Raw genomic sequence first — 16,012 nt, forward strand, 5'->3', positions numbered from 1 at the left:
TGTTTTCTTGAAAGTTTGATTTTAAAAATCTACTACATTTCCGATAGCTAAGTTATATTCAATTCTCTATCTTAAAACTATTTTGAGAATTCAATTTTTTATTGCTTTTTACAGGTTAGGTTGTACAATTGATTCCGTAGAGGTTTAACTACTTTATTAGGTAGTTGTCTAAGAAGGGCATTGGGTATAGGTTAGGTTTTCGTGCTTGGTGGCCTGAGTGGTTGTGTCTAATTAGTTATTTTGATGGGGTATGTATGAAATCCGCTAGTAGATATCGTGTTGTTAAGTCTTCTCCTTCCCAGCTTGGTGAGCAGAGAGGACTTGACTCATTTAAAAATGAAATCAAAAAAGAAGTAGGGAAGAAGGGTGATCTGCTGTGTAAAGGTCGTACTTTACAGTATGGTAAATGTTGTACAATTGCTAAAGGTTTAGCGACGTATTTGACATTTGATTTACTTAGCAATAATTTCACAATACAAACACTTCAAACAAAATTCAAAGGATCCGCACAAGCTTTGATAAGTGATGTTCGATTTGGTACATACTATGAAGATCTGGAAAAAGGTTTAAAAAAATACGTCGAGTCTCCAGATGCAGATCTTTCTGCTATTTACTCTAAAGTTGAAAATAGTCCGGCTGGTTTGGATGATGTCAAGAGTGCAATCTACTATTTTTATTGTTACCTTACCAAAATGTTAAAATTGCAGAAGGGGGACAAAAAAACGGAATTGGAGGATAGTAAGAAAAACACGCAAATTTTTCAAAGAAAAGTCACCGATGAACAAGCTTCTTCGGAAGAAAAGAAAGTTAGCTTATTAAAGAAAGAGAACGACTACACAAGTGTAACTAAAGGATTTTCGTCTTACGGAAATAGTCAGAAAGATTCGTGTTATGGCTCAGAAAGCGAGCTTGAAGAAGGGTGTGGTAAAGAGATAAGTAGCGTAGATACATTTCCTTTAAAAAAAAGTATAAGTTCTGCAGATAACTTTGTTCAGCAAGAGTTAAATCAATTGAAAGATGATAATGCTCAATTAAATCGTGATGTGAATGAGATGTGGAAATATCAAAAAGAACTTGTGGCTGATAATAAACTCAAGGGTTGCTCAATTCAGAAGCGAGAAAAAGAACAAGAGGAGCTCAAACGCGAAGTTAAAGAATTACGAGAGAGGGAAGCTCAGCTTGTAGAAAAGAATAAAAAGTTAGAAGAAGAAAGATCAAATTGGCAAACACAACAACTTAGCTTGGCTAACGAGGTTGATAAAGTAGTTGAGCCTATCAAGGGATCTGAGGAAATTGATGGATTAAAAAAGAAAATTGACAAATTACAAGAGGAGAATTCATTTTTAAAACATGACCTTAACCAATTGGATAATTTGCTACAAGAAACTAAAAAAGAAAAACGAAAATTACAAAATGATGTTGACATTTCCAATAAAGTAACTCAGCCTACTGAAGAAAATTCTCAGCTTAAAAGTAAAAATGGAGAGCTGGGGAGCCAAATTCAAGAGCTAAGCCCACAAAATACACTACTGAAGGATCAAGTAACTAAACTTACTGAGGAAAAAAATCAACTTGGAGAAGAGCTAAAGAGTACACTAGCTAAGATTACAACGTTACAGCAAGAATTGGATAAAAAAATTAGTGAAGATAAAAATAAAAAACCCTCAGCAGTGGAATTTCAGAGTAGAAAACAAAGCAACTGTGCCTCTGTTTCTTTTATATTATCTGGAGTATCTTCCGTTGGTGCAGGTTTAATAATGTCTCATTTAGCAATATGTATTTCGCTTACCGTGGCTGCGTTAACTTTTCTTGCGGTAGGATGTTATTGTTTGTATAAGGCAAGTACGGCGCTTAGTAATATTGAAGTTGATCAAATCAGAAATGGTGTTAATCCTACGGCTTCAGAAGCTCAGATATCCTAAGTTGGAAAGGGTTAAGTTTTGGGTCAATGGAGAGCTTCTTCTAAACCACTGGTGTTTGTGTTTTTTAGTAATGTTCCCTTGCGTTGGATTGGAAAAACTCTTCTACCTTTTCTAGCTTTGTACTCGGTTCTAGGGTACTATACAACGCAAAACTTATGCATGCCAATCCAGCAATCATTCCAACTACTGCTATAGTATGCATTTTCATAATATGTGATACAATACCACTTACCAGTAGCGCTACCCCAACGACACCAGCCAGAATAGCTCTCTGTTGCATCTTTTTTGTTGATGATTCTTCATCTGCAATTTTGCAAGATTTATCGTTAACACAAGGGTTAGAAGAAAAGATTCTGAAAGCATTTAGCTCTTTTACCACCGTTCTTTCTGAGTTAGCGAAATTCCCTTGATTTTCTTCATTCCTTTCATAATCTTCACCATTATTAATCTTCTTGCATGGCTGAATGCCAGTTTCTGTGGTTTCTTCTTGTTGTTCTGCATAAAAATTTTCTTTATCCTTATCCGAAACTTCTTCAATATCTTCTGAAACATTACAAGTCACTGATCCTTCCATAATAGTTTCTATTAATGAGTTTTTTCCTTCTTTGTCACTTTTCAATGATGTGATATTACTTGGTATATCTAGTGTAGCAGTTGTTACACTTGGGTTCATCACTTTCTTATTACTCCAATCCTTAAAATCTGTTACCCTTACTACACCATCTTCAACAGCACTATATGTATGTATTAGTTTTCCATGACTCCCTAAGCAGTGTGAGACTATTTTCTCATTATTAACCTCCTCAGAAAGCTCATGTTTTTTAGCTTCTTCTAAAAGATCATTCTCAGCTTGCTTATTCTTGCAAAATTTAGCATAATGTAGTGGTGTAAATCTTTCAATTCTACCTCCATATGTATCAGTTACTGTTACTAGTAAGAACTTTCGTGTATTACAATCAGATTTACTAATTTCTTTACTGATACTTTTACCATTTCCTATTTTTTTTAACAACTCAAAAAGCTTTTCTTTATCTTTACCTGTTAACTTACCTTCTTCTCTTGCCAATTCATAGGTTATATTTGCTTTATTAGCTTTTTTTAGTATTCTCATATTACCTTTCTCTTTTACCTCTTGTGTAGCCAATTTGTATTAGCAAAGTATTAATTGTGTAATTTTTAAGATACCAACTCATAAAACTTCTCCAATTGCTCACTCCAAAGTATTGGTGTTTCTCTCAAATCAACTAATTTCAAATCTCTTGGCTGCCTCCCATTTACTATATCTTCTTTAATTTTTGGTGCTAAATAATTCAACCTTAAAATTTGTTGTATACGTCTTAGATGTATGGTCCCAGAGTGTGATGGTGTGGATTTAGTATAAATAATTCTGGAGACTGTGTCCACTGATAACATATAAATTCATAAGGAGTAAGACCCTTAAGAGTTTTGAGTCTCTTTGCATAATTATAAGCCATAACAAAGTTATAAAGGTGTTCTTTAAGTTGCTGGTGCGATTGATAGTAATACTTCTTAACTGTAGCATCCTTTAAAGTTTTATTCATACGCTCGACTTGCCCATTCGTCCAAGGATGGCTAACTTTTGTCAAACGATGTTCAATAACATTCTCTTCGCAAACTCTATCAAATATATGTTGGAAAGCATACTTATGACGCTTCTGGTTTGTAAATTGTATACCGTTATCTGTCAAAATAGTATGGATTTTATACGGTAAAATTCTAATCAAATTACGTAAGAACTCAGCAGCTATGGGTTTTGTAGCACTGTTACACAACTCAACATAGGTAAATTTGGATGTCCTATCAATAGCAACAAACAAATGTAATTTGCCCTCCTCAGTTCTAACTTCAGCAATATCAATATGAAAGTAACCGATAGGATATTGTTTGAATTTCTTTTTTGACTTAACTTCTCCATCAACAGTTGGTAATCTGCTAATGTTGTGTCTTTGTAAACAACGATGCAAGCTAGAGCGAGTCAAATGCGGAATTGTAGACTGCAGAGCGTAAAGGCAATCATCTAGTGGCAGTAGTGTATACTTGCGAAATGTAACTATTATAGCTTCCTCTTCTAGCGTTAAAACAGTTGATCTTGGATGCTTTGGACCCATATCAGCATCTTTCGTAAATGAACGTTTTCTCCACTTAATAATAGTTTTTGGATTAAGGTTATAATGCTTGGAGAGTTTTGCTATGCTCTCTTTTCTATTTTGTATTGCTCTACGAATCGTCTGTGTTGTTTTGGCGCACCCATGTAATATCTGTCCCATAATGACTCCTTAAATGATGATGATAGTATACCATCACTCTCTGGGACCATACATCTAAGAACTTAAATAAAACAACTATTTCCAGTAGCTAAAACCAAGGACCGTGAGAAGTGTTTGTCTTGGGATGTGTTGGACTACCAAATGATCTGTGCGAACTTTTTTATATTATAATTTTATTATATGCCAAAACCATCTACATTGGCTCACTTTCGCTAAATCCACATACGAACTAATTTCCCTGACTTTGTTGCAAAGATTGCAAGTTCCTATTTTCATAACCCTACTTTTACGTAGCTTGTTCTCACAAAGATACGATCTTTTTGGGATCTTTGAAGAAGTAAATAATTGAAATCTTTGTAATACTTGGTTGCAATGTTTTTTAGAGACAAAAGGTATTTTCCTATATCTGAATACAATAAATTTGTAATTCTGAAAAAAATATAAAACTATTGCTAATTATAATAATTGTGTAATAATTAAAACATAAGTTTTTAAGTTAAGGTAGTGTCGTGGGTAATCAATTGGAAGAAGTATCTAGTCCAATAAATATTCAAGCAGATTTAGAAGAGAACAGTATGGTTGATGGAATAGAAAAGCGGTCAAAAGAACAAGGTTTTTATGCAACACAGACCATACCAATTTATCAAGTTAATCAAAATATTACGTATTCATATTTAGCTACGCTCGATAGTCACTTAAAAACAGATGAGCATTGTGTACACGAAAGTAATATACATACTGACTTACTTAATTTTGCTTTTCATGGTTCCTTAGAGAAAGTTCAAGATCTATTAAACAAAGGAGCTAGTGTTGAGATAAAAGACAACAATGGTAACACGCCTTTGCATCTTGCTGCTGGCAGGGGCCACTTCGTAATCGTTGGAACCCTGTTAAAAAAAGGAGCTACTGTTGAGGTAATAAACAATGAAGAAGCTACTCCGCTGCATATCGCTGTTCAGATGGGTCACTTAAACGTAATTCAAGTTCTATTAGATAATGGTGCTGATGTTGATGCGCAAAAAGATAATGGTGACACTGCCTTACATATTGCTGCTAAAGCAGGCCACTTAGAAGTAGTTCAAGTTCTATTAGGAAAAGGGGCTAGTGTTGAGGCACGAAACGAAGAAGGATGCACTGCTCTTCATTCTGCTACTGAAATGGGTAAATTAAAAGTGGTTGAGTACTTTATAAGTGAAGAAAAAATCAATATTAACCAAGCAACCGATGATAATGACACTCCTTTGCATATTGCCGCTGAAATGTGTCACTTAGACGTAGTTCAATTTCTGTCAGAAAAAGGAGCCAGTGTTGAGGCACGAAACAACGAAGACTGTACTGCTTTGCATATTGCTGCTAGCGAGGACCACTTAGAAATAGTTAAAGCTCTATTGGGCCAAATGAATAATGCTGACATACGAAAGAATAGTTTCAAATGTGTATTGCATATTGCTGCTCGAGAGGGTTACTTAGAAATCGTTAAAGCTCTATTAGACAAAGGTACTGATATTAATGCAACAAACTATGAAGGCGATACTGCTTTAAATGAAGCTGCTGGATGTAGTCGTTTGGAAGTAGTTCAATTTTTGTTAGACAAAGGAGCTAGTTTTGAAGCACGAAACGAAGAAGGATCCACTGCTTTGCATATTGCTTGTGAGGTGGGCTGTTTAGGCATAGTTAAAGCTCTGTTAGAAAAGGGATCTGATGTTAATGTAGTAAGCGAAAAAAATGGCGATACTCCATTACATGAATCTGCTAGAATGAATCGCTACGATATAGTTGAATATCTTGTAGAGGAAGAAAAGGCTACTATTGATGTAAAAAACTTTAGAGGTGAGACTCCTTCCGATTTGGCGGATTCCAATGGTTACAAAGATATAGTTAAGTATCTTAGTCTTCGAGTAAGGGAGTGTCCCAAAACCTCGGGAAGTCTGGCTGACGATAAAAATGTGATACAGTATCAAAAAGTGACAGAAAATAAACACCTAACTATAACTAATAGAGCAATAAAGACCAGTTTCTGTGTAGGCATAATGACCATGTTGACAAGTGTAGCTATTGGATGTATTGCTATTCATCTTAGTTTATCAATATCAGCTACTGCTGCATTGATTGTTGGGGCCATTGCTGGTGGCATTACATATGCAGTATTAAAGCCTAATAGTAGGCTAAATGAATGTGAAGTGAATAGGCAAAGCTTACCTCAAATGCCTAAGGACGAATGTTGCATGTCATATTAGTTCTTGCATTTTATGTCATGCGTGTGAAAATGGTGTGTAGTATTTTTAACCGAGGTGGAGTTTGGAATTGAATAAATTCCAGGAAGTATTAAATTCTGCTAACGCTGATGTTGGTTTCAGTAAGAGTAATGTAGTTAGTAAAATAGAAGAGAGATTAAAGCAAGTAGATCCAGGTACATTGTGCCAATTAAGTTTTGCTGCTTTAAAAAACAACAAACAAATGGTAGAAACCCTTATAAAAGGAGGAGCTGATGTTAACACAATTGATGCGTACAATCGTGATCCATTATATTATGCTATCTCACAAGGGAACACAAGAATGGTAGAGATCCTAATAAAAAATGGAGCAAGTGTTAATAAGAAGTATAATGACGGAAGCACTCCTCTACATCATGCTGTCTTGAGCCAAAAAATAAAAATAGTAGAGTATCTTATAAACAATGGAGCTGATGTTAATGCGTTAGATGAAAAACGGCGCACTCCATTATACTTAGCTGGACGAAGTACAAAAATGGTCTCGATTCTCATGAAGAAGGGGGCATTACCTTTACTGGAAAACAGAGATATTGAATTTTTAAAGGATCTAGCTAAACGCATTAAAGATGATGATACAGAATATTTAAAGGAGGTAAAGGTAGAACAGAAGGAGGGGCGGGTAGATGATAAGTATGAGTCAATTAAATACTCGTTGCTGCTTAGTGATAACAGCTCTTTGACCTCTATTATTAAAAGGGAAAAATTCAAAAATTTAATATCTGATTGGTCTTTCAACGTACCTGATTTAAAAGATAACCAAAAAAATTTGAATAAGGCACTGTTAAATCTTCTTACAGACTTTCCATTTTGTGACATTACAAGGTTTGAGGACTTTTTACACGATAACAAAGGTGATGATCTAAAAGCTGTTCTCAATCTTCAAAGGGGAGAATCCAAATTGACAATACTACATGTAATACAAAGTATGGAGTATTTAGCAGTGGAAAAAGACATAGGTTGTGCAGTTATGACTTTACTTTTAAAATCTGGTGCTGATCCTAACATAGTTAACAGTAAAGGGCAAACACCTTTGCACTATGCTGCTTATTATAATACTTTAAATATACCTTTACTTCTGAAAAAAGGAGCACGTAGTCAACCTGACAGACAAGGAAAAACTCCTCTAGACATTGTAATTATTAACAAAAAACCTTTTGAAGTGAATCTTTTAGAACAGATCTTTTTAACTCAGGAGCAATTGGAAGCAAAAAATGATTTAGAAGGTGTTTGCGGTCATAGCTTTAACACTAATCGACTAAGAAAGTTTTTCAATCAGCACAAAGGAAATGAAGGTCTTAAAGAGATTCTCAATCTCCGTGATTGCGAAGGAAAGTCTCGAGTTTTTCAAAAGATTAGGGAGGCTTGTTATGGTAATGAAACTCATTTCAAAGAAGCAAAAAAGTTGCTGCTAGAAGCAGGAGCGATTGATTACGAAGAGTGGAAGGACAAAAAACGTTTGCCTAAGCTTAGAACTCTATGGGATAATTTAATATTAGATCAGTCGGAAAAGTTGAAAATATTTTTGGGTAGGGTAAATAAATCCAAAGATATAGATGAGTTAAAACGCGTTGTAAACGAAGCTATAGAACTTGGGGTAAGGCTGAACTTTCCTAACCAGGGTAGTATATACGGAAAGGTATATGAAAAGGAATATAGTTTTACAGATTTTGTGATAAGAAAGATTAGTGAATTAAGAAAGAGTTCCGAAGGTTCAAGGAATATAGAGGTTGCTAGTGGTATAGTATGTCAATTGATATCAAAAGGGGCAATTTTGTACAACATAAGCAGTATATATGTAATTGACGAACTGGAAGAGTTTGAAAGCCACAAAGCTAATATGAAAAACGCTTATGCAGATTATGAGAATCGTGCTTTAGATTTCATAACAATCGTTCAAAGCGCAACAAGTGGTAAGGTAAGAGACGTAAAAATCGACAACTCTACTCTCTGTCTTGAATATTCACAGGATAGTAAAGTAGATGTTGCAAAGATTACAAATGGAGCAAGGGGTTTAGGTATCACTCAGGAAGGTGTACAATACGGAAGAGATATAGTAAAGATCGGTAAAAGTGAGGTAGAAATTATAACGGAAAATGGCATAAGGCATTACACTAATCTTGCAGACAATAGTAATATAGTGTTAACTTTCTCTACTAGTTTAGGAGAATTAGAAGTTAATTTGTACCCTGACAAGCAAGATAAAATAATAGTAGAAGTTAGTAACAAAAAGGAAATACTGGAAAAGTTCAAAAATTGTAAAGAAGAATTAGGTGAGAATTGCTCGCTTGGTGGATATTTGGTCTACGATGCTATTGAACAGGGATATTTTGAAAGGTCTGGAAAACTTTGTCAATCTTTTGAAACAATTAGTCTATCTAAAAAAGTCTCAGAAGGAGTCAAAGCAGCGGTAAAAGGTTTAAAGTGTGGTGATATAGTGAGTTCTTCATCCAGTAATATATTTCCTCCAAAAGCGATTATGCAGGAAGGTAAAGCAAGAGCACCATGAGCATGAACTCAAAGTTGCTTAGGGTCAAGTTTTGAGTATTTTACTAAAATAGCTTTAACATTTTTTGGGGAATGTTTTAAATCCTATGGTGATGTTAAGTTAATAGCTTAAGAGATATTCTAAAGGAGTTATCTTATTTAAAAAATTACTTGGACGCTTATAGTTTTTTGAGCATAGCCTTTCATGTTAGATTCAAAGAAGACTGAATAGGCTGCTCCACACTTTCTACTTTCTCGAGCTTGGTGTTGGGCTTAAAGGTATTGACCTTACCCAGAAAAAGTGGAGAGAAAGTTTGGAATGTTTTTCACAAAGAGAATGATGAATCAAAATGCTCAGGAATGCAATAGTTAATAGTGACGTTGTTTGTTATAAAAAATTTCTATATATTCAAATATAGCAGTTTTGATATGCTGTTTAGAGTGCCGAGAGGTGTCTATTGGTAACTCCCTTTTTAGAGAACTGAAGAAGCTTTCCACAACAGAATTGTCGTAACAACAACCTTTATGACTCATCTATGTTTTTTATGGATAAGAGATATTGATAACCTTGCAAAGTATATTGTGAACCTTGATCACTATGTAATAGTAGATTTTTGGCAGGTTTACGCTTGTTAACGGCCATTAATAAAGAGTCCATAACCTATTGTTTATTTATTGAACTGCTCATTAACTACCATGCGTGAATATAGATCGATTATTGTTGCCAAATATAGCCATCCTTCTTTGGTTTTTATATAAGTAATCCCATACTTTATTTGGTTGATCGACAATAAAGTTTTGGTCTAATATATTGGGAGCTACTGTCCGTTTGTTGTTTCTTAATTTTAAATTTTCTTCTCAATATAGCCTGAATACCATTTTTCTGCATAATACTTTGCACTGTTTTTAAGTTGCAACTTTTACCCAAAGCCTTTAATTCAGCATGAATTTTAGGAGCTCCATATCTACATTTAGAAGCTTGATATATTTTTTGAATATCTGCTAATAACTCTTTATTTGCTGATTCTCTACTGCTTATTTTCCTTGTAGTCCACTTATAGTAGCCACTAGCAGAAAACCCTACATAATTCCTGCACTTTATAGTGTTTACTATGCTCTTTTATGAAAAAATATTTTACTCTTTTTGACTGGCCAGGGCTTTTTTTAAAATGTCTCTTTCTCTTGTTACTTTTGCTAACTCTTTCTGTAAATCAAATCTCTCTTTGTCATAAGGTGCTACATCTGGAAATGCATTTGCCGCTGACTTTTTTTCGTTATATTTCTTCATCCATTTTCCTAATACACTATCCCTTATTCCTAGATCTCTTGCTACTTTTGCAACTGGTTGACCTACCTTTCTTTGTTCATTTGCCAGCTTAACAGCTTCCAATTTGAATTCTGCCGTATATTCTCTTGCCATTTCTAATCCTCCAAAATTTTATTTTACCCGAAAAAACTCCTTTCTTTCTCTCCACTTTTTCTGGGTAAGGTCAAGAAGCCTATTGTCTAATTATGTACCTAAATTTTATTACGGCACTTTCACTACTACTTTAACGAGTGAGCTACCTTTCTATAAAAGACCTATCGACTGTTGCAATTATAGGCGTAAACAAGAATGATAAAAGAGTACGAGATTGAGTAACTATGTACACTTCTGCTGGCATACCAGGGTATAGGTATACGTTTTTAAACTGAGCAAGCTCTGGTTTTGGTATCACTACACGTACTGAATAATAACGCCCTAGCCTTGGATCATCAAGGGCATCGGGAGAAATATTGCTTACTATACCATTAATTAAACTTAAACGACGTGCACTGTAAGCACTTAAACGAACTTTAACCTTTAGCCCTTCTAGCCCATCAATAGAGACTATATTGCTATCTTTCTTTTGTGCTGACAGTATCTCTTCTATGTTTCTGGTCTGAATTTTAGCATCTATTATTAGGTCATCATCCGATGGCACTACGCTCATGATCGGAACTCCAGATTGTATAACACCACCTTCAGTATGGTATCTTATATCTGTGACTATCCCATCTTGAGGCGATTTAATTATTGTACGTGCTAATGAATCTTCAGCAACCATCAGTCTCTCTTTCAAGTCTGCAATAGACGTACTAACTTCCTTAAGTTCAGCGTTTGCTCTTTCTTGAGAATCATTTCTCACGTTTATAATTTCTAATTCGTTCTCTCCAATTTTTTGCTGCACTTGAGATATTGCAGAACGGTAATGTCCAACTCTGCCTTCAATTTCAGCAAACTGCTTTTCTAAAGCTAAAATGTGTGGTTTGCTTATATGGCCACTATCAAGTAATTGTCTTTTTGTTTCCAACTCCTCAGTTATCAAGTCATATTGCTTATGAGCTGCATTTAGTTGAAAGTTTAGCCCCGCTAATTCATCATTTAACTGCTTTATACGTTGTTGCAGTATGTCTGTTTTTCCCAATATGCTCTTTCTCTGAGAGTTGAACAACTTTACTTGATTCTTTATCGCTTTATTTACAAGTTCATCGTGAGATAATTTTTTAACCTCATCAGGAAACTCGAGCGTGTCCAAATCTACTCTGATTGCAAGAAGCCTTGCTTCTGTTGCTAAAAATGATAAGAGCTTCTCTTTGATGATACTTAAATTCGCCTTCTCGTTAACATCACTCAACAAAACTAGAGGCTCATCTTTTTTAACTGCTTGACCCTCTTTTACTAAAATTTTGCTTATTATTCCTCCGCCCAAGTGTTGAACTATTTTTCTATTTGAAGATACAATAACTTCTCCACTTGCATGCACCGCACCGTCAATTGGAGCTATAGCCGACCAAATACCACCTATCCCAAAAAAGATGAGTATTACTACCAGACCAAAAAATAGTGGTCCCCATGTTACTTTCAGGACTTCATTTACGTTATTACTTTCGCGTTTTAAAATAAAATTTATCACTGCATCAATCAATGTAAACGTCTTATCCAAAAATTTTGGGTACTTCTTCTTTTTATTTTTTGCTCCTTGCATATTTATATTATCACCATTGCCAATCAAGCCTGTCAAAGAAAATCCAGCGCTAAGCTTTTTTAACTTACTTATCATAATACTACTGTGAATTTGTGTTAACTCAAGATAACACACAAAAACAAAGAATCTATAATTTAAGCATTCCATTTAGACTGTAGAGCACCAGAATAAACTATTTAGTAACAATTCCTGCATCAACTATGTTTTTAAAATTTTTTGACGTTTAACTTTATTATAACTTTTTCTTTACTTTGTGAATATCTGAGTTACTTATATTATGTAAGAAATCTATTGCCAACTAGTCAATATTCTGTTAGGAATTAAGGTAATATAAAGTTATTATGCTTAAATTGGAAAGCAGAAAGTTCCTGATTACTGGCGCATCAGGCGGAATAGGGCAAGCAATTGTAAAAATTATGCACAAAGCCGGAGCAACTTTATGTATTTCTGGCACAAAAAAAGAAGTGCTCGAAGAAGTTGCTAAACAATATGAAAAAAATATGCACGTACTCCCTTGTGATTTATCAAATGCTGAGGAAGTAAATCAACTAGTAAACAGAGCAAGTGAGTTGATGGAAGGCTTTGACGGGCTTGTATGCAACGCGGGCATTACGCAAGACAGTTTATTATTGAGAATGACAGATGAAGCATGGCAAAAAGTAATTGATATTAACTTGAGCTCTATATTTAAGCTGAGTAGAGAAGCATGCAGGAAACTAATTAAGAATAATTGGGGAAGAATTATAAATATTTCCTCAATAATAGGGCTAACAGGAAACGCCGGGCAAGCAAATTATGCAGCGTCTAAAGCTGGAATAATAGCCATGAGCAAATCTATAGCAAAAGAAGTTGCAAGTCGTAATATAACAGTAAATTGTATTGCTCCTGGGTTTATAGATACTAAAATGACTGAAGTTTTAAATGAAGGACAAAAGGGAAAAATATTAGATAATATTCCAATGAAAAGAATGGGAACAGGGGAAGAAATAGCAGCAGGGGTCTTGTTTTTAGCAAGTGATGAAGCAAAATATATAACAGGGCATGTGCTCAATATTAATGGTGGGTTATTTATGTAGCAACACTTATGTATGGACAAATTATAATTTTTACTTTAAAATAAAAAATGTGTAGGTTTAGGTTTACGTTAATTTATTACTTAGAGGCAAAAAAATGAGCTCTATAATAGGATTTTTTGGTGTCTTGTGTGTAGTATTGCTTTTCTCTTTCTCAGGTTACGCAGCTATCACTGGTCCTGATATGGATGATACAACACAAGTAATATGTAATATTATTGGTTATGTTTGGGGGATAGGCGGTCCACTTATGACGGTAGTAATAATTGGTGCAGCTTTGCTTGCAATATTTGGCAGGATGCCGTGGCCAGCCCTCTTTGCTCTAGGCGTGTTTTGTGCTGTATTTTTTGGCGCTAAGACGATTATAATAAAAGTTATGCCCAATGTAAGCGATGAAGCAAAAGCTATGTTGGAAAAGTGTGGAAAGAAATAACCCATAAAAGTACAGAAATGCTTTTTTGTTATCCATTAAATCGCTTCATATCTTCAACTTGCAACAAATAAGGGCTATCTTTTGGTAAAGTTTTAACAGCTAGCTCAGCATATTTTGTAAATTGCTTTAAATCACCTTCAATACAAGCCTTTTTTGTCAAGGCAAAATAATGCATTGCCGTATCAGCTTCACATTTATATGCAATGCTTAAATACTTCCAGACAAAAGCGTTATTTGGTTCTATATTCAAAATCTGCTCCAGGTAAAAAATCGCCTTTTTTGCATCACCGTGTAATAATAAAGTATGAGATAATGCAAGTTTCACTAAATAACTGTTTTTCTCAGATAAATACCTAAGCGATTCCTCATACATTTTTATTGCTTCACTTAAATTTCCGGCCTTGTATAGCATTTCTGCTTTTAATTCATATAGGTATGGGTCATTGCGTGACTCTTGAATCAATGAATTAACTTTAGCAATAGCCTCTTCTATCTTTCCTTGCCTATAGCAAACTATAGCATTTACATACTCAGAATTATTTTCATATTTATTAGATAACACATGAATAGGAGCAAAGAAAGAGTCTAGCTTGGCAACCACACGCTCAAACTTTAGTAACTTATCCGCAAAAATTGGTTTTACGTTGTTTTTAACCTTATAATTTTGTACAGCAAACATACGTTTCTCACTAAGTGGGTGAGTGCGGAAATATTCCTCGGTGTTCTCATGCTCAATACTTTTAAAATAATCAAAAATCTCTTTCATACCTGAATTATCATAGCCAGATTCATCAAGATACCTTAAAGCATAGCTATCTGCTACACTTTCTTGCTCTTGAGAATAGTTAAAAAATAGCCTTGAACTAAACGCTACACCACTAAGCAAAATTGCACCAGCAACCTGAGGGTTAATGATAATACTAGAAACTAATCCTACCATATAACTAATCATTGCTATCGATTGAAAATAACCCATAGCACTACTCATTTGCAATATATGACCAGCAGATATGTGAGCAATCTCATGTGCTAATATACCAAGCAGGACATAAGGTTTAGCCGAATATTGTAAAAGTCCTAAATGAATGAAAATACTGTTATTGTTAATTACAAAAGCATTAATCGAATTGTCATTAATTATAAAAACTTTTATTTGCTCATGATCAATATCCGCAGCAGAAAATAAAGGTTGCGCTAGCTCTTTCACTATTGCTTCCACTTCACTATCTCTAATAATGTTAATAGAGTAAGCATTATTATAATATGCAAAAAAGAACAATAAGGTCAAAAACTTAGCAACTCTAAACATGAAAATTCTGTGCTTGTATAATTTATAGAAATTCTATATTTTAACACTTAAATTATACAAATTTATAAACGCTAGTTTAAATTTTTAACGTAACTGATAAGTTTGTCGATGGTAGTTAACTTAATTTTATGTTGTTCAGCAAATTTAAGTAACTGAGGTAAGCGCATCATAGAGCCATCATCATTCACTAATTCACAAATAACTGCTGAATGATCAAACCCTACTAACTTCGCCATTTCAACACTCGCTTCAGTATGACCAGCACGTTGTGCCACCCCACCTTTATGTGCAATTACAGGAAAAACATGACCTGGAGTTATGATGTCATCCTGAGTACCATCCTTGTTGATAGCAGCATGTATAGTTTTCGTTCTATCCTCTGCTGAAACACCGGTTGTAATGCCATAACGTGCATCAATTGATGTAGTAAATGCGGTATGATTTTCACCAATATTTTTCTTTTCCATGAAATTAAGGCCCAACCTTTTCATGTGAAATTTAGTCATTGCTAAGCAAACAACCCCTGTACCGTACCTAACCATAAAAGCCATATGTTCCGGCTTTATTTTCTCAGCTAAGACAATCAAATCGCCTTCATTTTCTCTATTTTCATCATCAACTAAAATGAATAATTTACCGGAACGAGCATCCTCTAATACATCTTCCACAGAAGAAATACCTGGTAGACTCATTGAAGCATAAGTGGCCTGTACCATAATAATTTACTTAAATTCAATCTTAACTATTTTATACAATTTCTCTCCATTTGGCACTGTCACTTCCACATATTCACCGACTTTTTTGCCGATTAAGGCACTCCCAAGTGGTGAACTAGTAGATATTAACTGCTTTGAAACATCAGCTTCATATTCGCCTACAACCTTATAAACATATTCCACTTCACCGTTATTATCACTTAACATGCTTAATGTCACAGTTGCACCAAACATTACTGAATCACCAGACAAATTTTTTACTTCTATTACTTCCGCATGTGAGAGCTTACTTTCTATCTCCATTATACGGCCTTCAATAAAACCTAACCTTTCCCGTGCTGCATGATACTCTGCGTTTTCAGACAAATCACCTTGATCACGAGCATCAGAAATAGCCTGTATCACAGAAGGTTTTTCTTCCTTTAATTTTTCAAGTTCGGCTTGCATATTCTCAAAACCTTCACTCGTTATAGGAAATTTATTAATAATGGATGAAGCCATAATCA

At 34.6% G+C, this 16,012-nt stretch carries 15 protein-coding genes and 1 pseudogene; 5 read left to right on the forward strand and 11 right to left on the reverse strand.

Going from position 1 to position 16,012, the window contains the following annotated elements; genetic code table 11:
• The first annotated feature begins 254 nt into the window (after nt 1-254).
• Nucleotides 255-1,922 carry a hypothetical protein gene (locus tag AACH21_RS05170; RefSeq protein WP_338482376.1) on the forward strand — a complete coding sequence of 556 codons (1,668 nt, stop codon included), beginning with the start codon at nt 255-257 and terminating at the stop codon, nt 1,920-1,922.
• Nucleotides 1,923-1,986: 64 nt separating this feature from the next.
• Here AACH21_RS05170 and AACH21_RS05175 read toward each other — a convergent pair whose 3' ends face one another.
• The 3 genes and pseudogenes from AACH21_RS05175 to AACH21_RS05185 all read right to left on the reverse strand — a co-directional run bounded on the left by AACH21_RS05175 (nt 1,987) and on the right by AACH21_RS05185 (nt 4,210).
• Nucleotides 1,987-3,033, reverse strand: a complete 1,047-nt coding sequence (locus AACH21_RS05175; RefSeq protein WP_338482377.1) for a hypothetical protein — start codon at nt 3,031-3,033, stop codon at nt 1,987-1,989.
• A gap of 65 nt (nt 3,034-3,098) precedes the next feature.
• Nucleotides 3,099-3,269: pseudogene (locus AACH21_RS05180) on the reverse strand (recombinase family protein); the annotation flags it as partial.
• A complete protein-coding gene (locus AACH21_RS05185) occupies nt 3,260-4,210 on the reverse strand; it encodes an IS481 family transposase (RefSeq protein WP_338482200.1) in 951 nt (316 codons plus the stop codon). The pseudogene AACH21_RS05180 and the gene AACH21_RS05185, both read right to left, overlap by 10 nt.
• Nucleotides 4,211-4,719: 509 nt before the next feature.
• Here AACH21_RS05185 and AACH21_RS05190 point away from each other — a divergent pair.
• Complete coding sequence (locus AACH21_RS05190; RefSeq protein ID WP_338482378.1) at nt 4,720-6,447, forward strand: ankyrin repeat domain-containing protein; 1,728 nt, start codon at nt 4,720-4,722, stop codon at nt 6,445-6,447.
• A gap of 67 nt (nt 6,448-6,514) precedes the next feature.
• On the forward strand, nt 6,515-8,989 hold the full coding sequence (locus AACH21_RS05195) for an ankyrin repeat domain-containing protein (protein WP_338482379.1): 2,475 nt from the start codon (nt 6,515-6,517) through the stop codon (nt 8,987-8,989).
• Between the two features lie 347 nt (nt 8,990-9,336).
• Here AACH21_RS05195 and AACH21_RS07160 read toward each other — a convergent pair whose 3' ends face one another.
• The 5 genes from AACH21_RS07160 to AACH21_RS05210 form a co-directional block, all read right to left on the reverse strand.
• Nucleotides 9,337-9,501, reverse strand: a complete 165-nt coding sequence (locus AACH21_RS07160; protein ID WP_081600772.1) for an IS3 family transposase — start codon at nt 9,499-9,501, stop codon at nt 9,337-9,339.
• Nucleotides 9,491-9,625, reverse strand: coding sequence for a hypothetical protein (locus AACH21_RS05200; RefSeq protein ID WP_338482380.1), 135 nt, complete (start codon nt 9,623-9,625; stop codon nt 9,491-9,493). Before AACH21_RS05200 ends, AACH21_RS07160 begins: the two co-directional genes overlap by 11 nt.
• Before the next feature lie 114 nt (nt 9,626-9,739).
• A complete protein-coding gene (locus AACH21_RS07165; protein ID WP_095866567.1) occupies nt 9,740-10,081 on the reverse strand; it encodes an IS3 family transposase in 342 nt (113 codons plus the stop codon).
• A gap of 21 nt (nt 10,082-10,102) precedes the next feature.
• On the reverse strand, nt 10,103-10,387 hold the full coding sequence (locus AACH21_RS05205) for a transposase (protein ID WP_038198869.1): 285 nt from the start codon (nt 10,385-10,387) through the stop codon (nt 10,103-10,105).
• A gap of 142 nt (nt 10,388-10,529) precedes the next feature.
• Nucleotides 10,530-12,050 carry an HlyD family type I secretion periplasmic adaptor subunit gene (locus AACH21_RS05210; RefSeq protein ID WP_338482381.1) on the reverse strand — a complete coding sequence of 507 codons (1,521 nt, stop codon included), beginning with the start codon at nt 12,048-12,050 and terminating at the stop codon, nt 10,530-10,532.
• A gap of 266 nt (nt 12,051-12,316) precedes the next feature.
• On the opposite strand from AACH21_RS05210, the gene fabG reads away from it, so the two are divergent.
• Together fabG and AACH21_RS05220 are read left to right on the forward strand one after the other, a co-directional pair.
• The gene (gene fabG, locus AACH21_RS05215; protein ID WP_077188170.1) at nt 12,317-13,051 is read left to right on the forward strand and encodes a 3-oxoacyl-[acyl-carrier-protein] reductase; all 735 of its coding nucleotides are present in this window, start codon (nt 12,317-12,319) and stop codon (nt 13,049-13,051) included.
• Nucleotides 13,052-13,145: 94 nt separating this feature from the next.
• Nucleotides 13,146-13,481: a TrbC/VirB2 family protein gene (locus AACH21_RS05220; protein ID WP_236514837.1), complete on the forward strand. Its 336-nt coding sequence runs from the start codon at nt 13,146-13,148 to the stop codon at nt 13,479-13,481.
• 28 nt (nt 13,482-13,509) lie between these two features.
• Here AACH21_RS05220 and AACH21_RS05225 read toward each other — a convergent pair whose 3' ends face one another.
• From AACH21_RS05225 to greA, 3 genes are all read right to left on the reverse strand, one after another.
• Complete coding sequence (locus AACH21_RS05225; protein ID WP_338482383.1) at nt 13,510-14,790, reverse strand: M48 family metalloprotease; 1,281 nt, start codon at nt 14,788-14,790, stop codon at nt 13,510-13,512.
• A gap of 71 nt (nt 14,791-14,861) precedes the next feature.
• Nucleotides 14,862-15,506 (reverse strand): 3,4-dihydroxy-2-butanone-4-phosphate synthase, encoded by a 645-nt coding sequence (gene ribB, locus AACH21_RS05230; RefSeq protein WP_007549343.1) that lies wholly within the window; start codon nt 15,504-15,506, stop codon nt 14,862-14,864.
• 6 nt (nt 15,507-15,512) lie between these two features.
• Complete coding sequence (gene greA / locus AACH21_RS05235; RefSeq protein ID WP_077190318.1) at nt 15,513-16,007, reverse strand: transcription elongation factor GreA; 495 nt, start codon at nt 16,005-16,007, stop codon at nt 15,513-15,515.
• Between the last annotated feature and the right edge of the window lie 5 nt (nt 16,008-16,012).

Origin of the sequence: Wolbachia endosymbiont (group A) of Ophion costatus, assembly GCF_963969245.1 — a bacterium.
Classification (GTDB): Bacteria; Pseudomonadota; Alphaproteobacteria; order Rickettsiales; family Anaplasmataceae; genus Wolbachia; species Wolbachia pipientis.

What these genes read in the sequence shown, in the direction of transcription:
- AACH21_RS05225 (WP_338482383.1), bottom strand. Translation starts at nt 14,790, where the DNA reads ATGTTTAGAGTTGCTAAGTTTTTGACCTTATTGTTCTTTTTTGCATAT.
- AACH21_RS05220 (WP_236514837.1), top strand. Translation starts at nt 13,146, where the DNA reads ATGAGCTCTATAATAGGATTTTTTGGTGTCTTGTGTGTAGTATTGCTT.
- AACH21_RS05175 (WP_338482377.1), bottom strand. Translation starts at nt 3,033, where the DNA reads ATGAGAATACTAAAAAAAGCTAATAAAGCAAATATAACCTATGAATTG.
- ribB (WP_007549343.1), bottom strand. Translation starts at nt 15,506, where the DNA reads ATGGTACAGGCCACTTATGCTTCAATGAGTCTACCAGGTATTTCTTCT.
- AACH21_RS05205 (WP_038198869.1), bottom strand. Translation starts at nt 10,387, where the DNA reads ATGGCAAGAGAATATACGGCAGAATTCAAATTGGAAGCTGTTAAGCTG.
- AACH21_RS07160 (WP_081600772.1), bottom strand. Translation starts at nt 9,501, where the DNA reads ATGAGTCATAAAGGTTGTTGTTACGACAATTCTGTTGTGGAAAGCTTC.
- AACH21_RS05185 (WP_338482200.1), bottom strand. Translation starts at nt 4,210, where the DNA reads ATGGGACAGATATTACATGGGTGCGCCAAAACAACACAGACGATTCGT.
- AACH21_RS05200 (WP_338482380.1), bottom strand. Translation starts at nt 9,625, where the DNA reads ATGGACTCTTTATTAATGGCCGTTAACAAGCGTAAACCTGCCAAAAAT.
- AACH21_RS05170 (WP_338482376.1), top strand. Translation starts at nt 255, where the DNA reads ATGAAATCCGCTAGTAGATATCGTGTTGTTAAGTCTTCTCCTTCCCAG.
- greA (WP_077190318.1), bottom strand. Translation starts at nt 16,007, where the DNA reads ATGGCTTCATCCATTATTAATAAATTTCCTATAACGAGTGAAGGTTTT.
- fabG (WP_077188170.1), top strand. Translation starts at nt 12,317, where the DNA reads ATGCTTAAATTGGAAAGCAGAAAGTTCCTGATTACTGGCGCATCAGGC.
- AACH21_RS05210 (WP_338482381.1), bottom strand. Translation starts at nt 12,050, where the DNA reads ATGATAAGTAAGTTAAAAAAGCTTAGCGCTGGATTTTCTTTGACAGGC.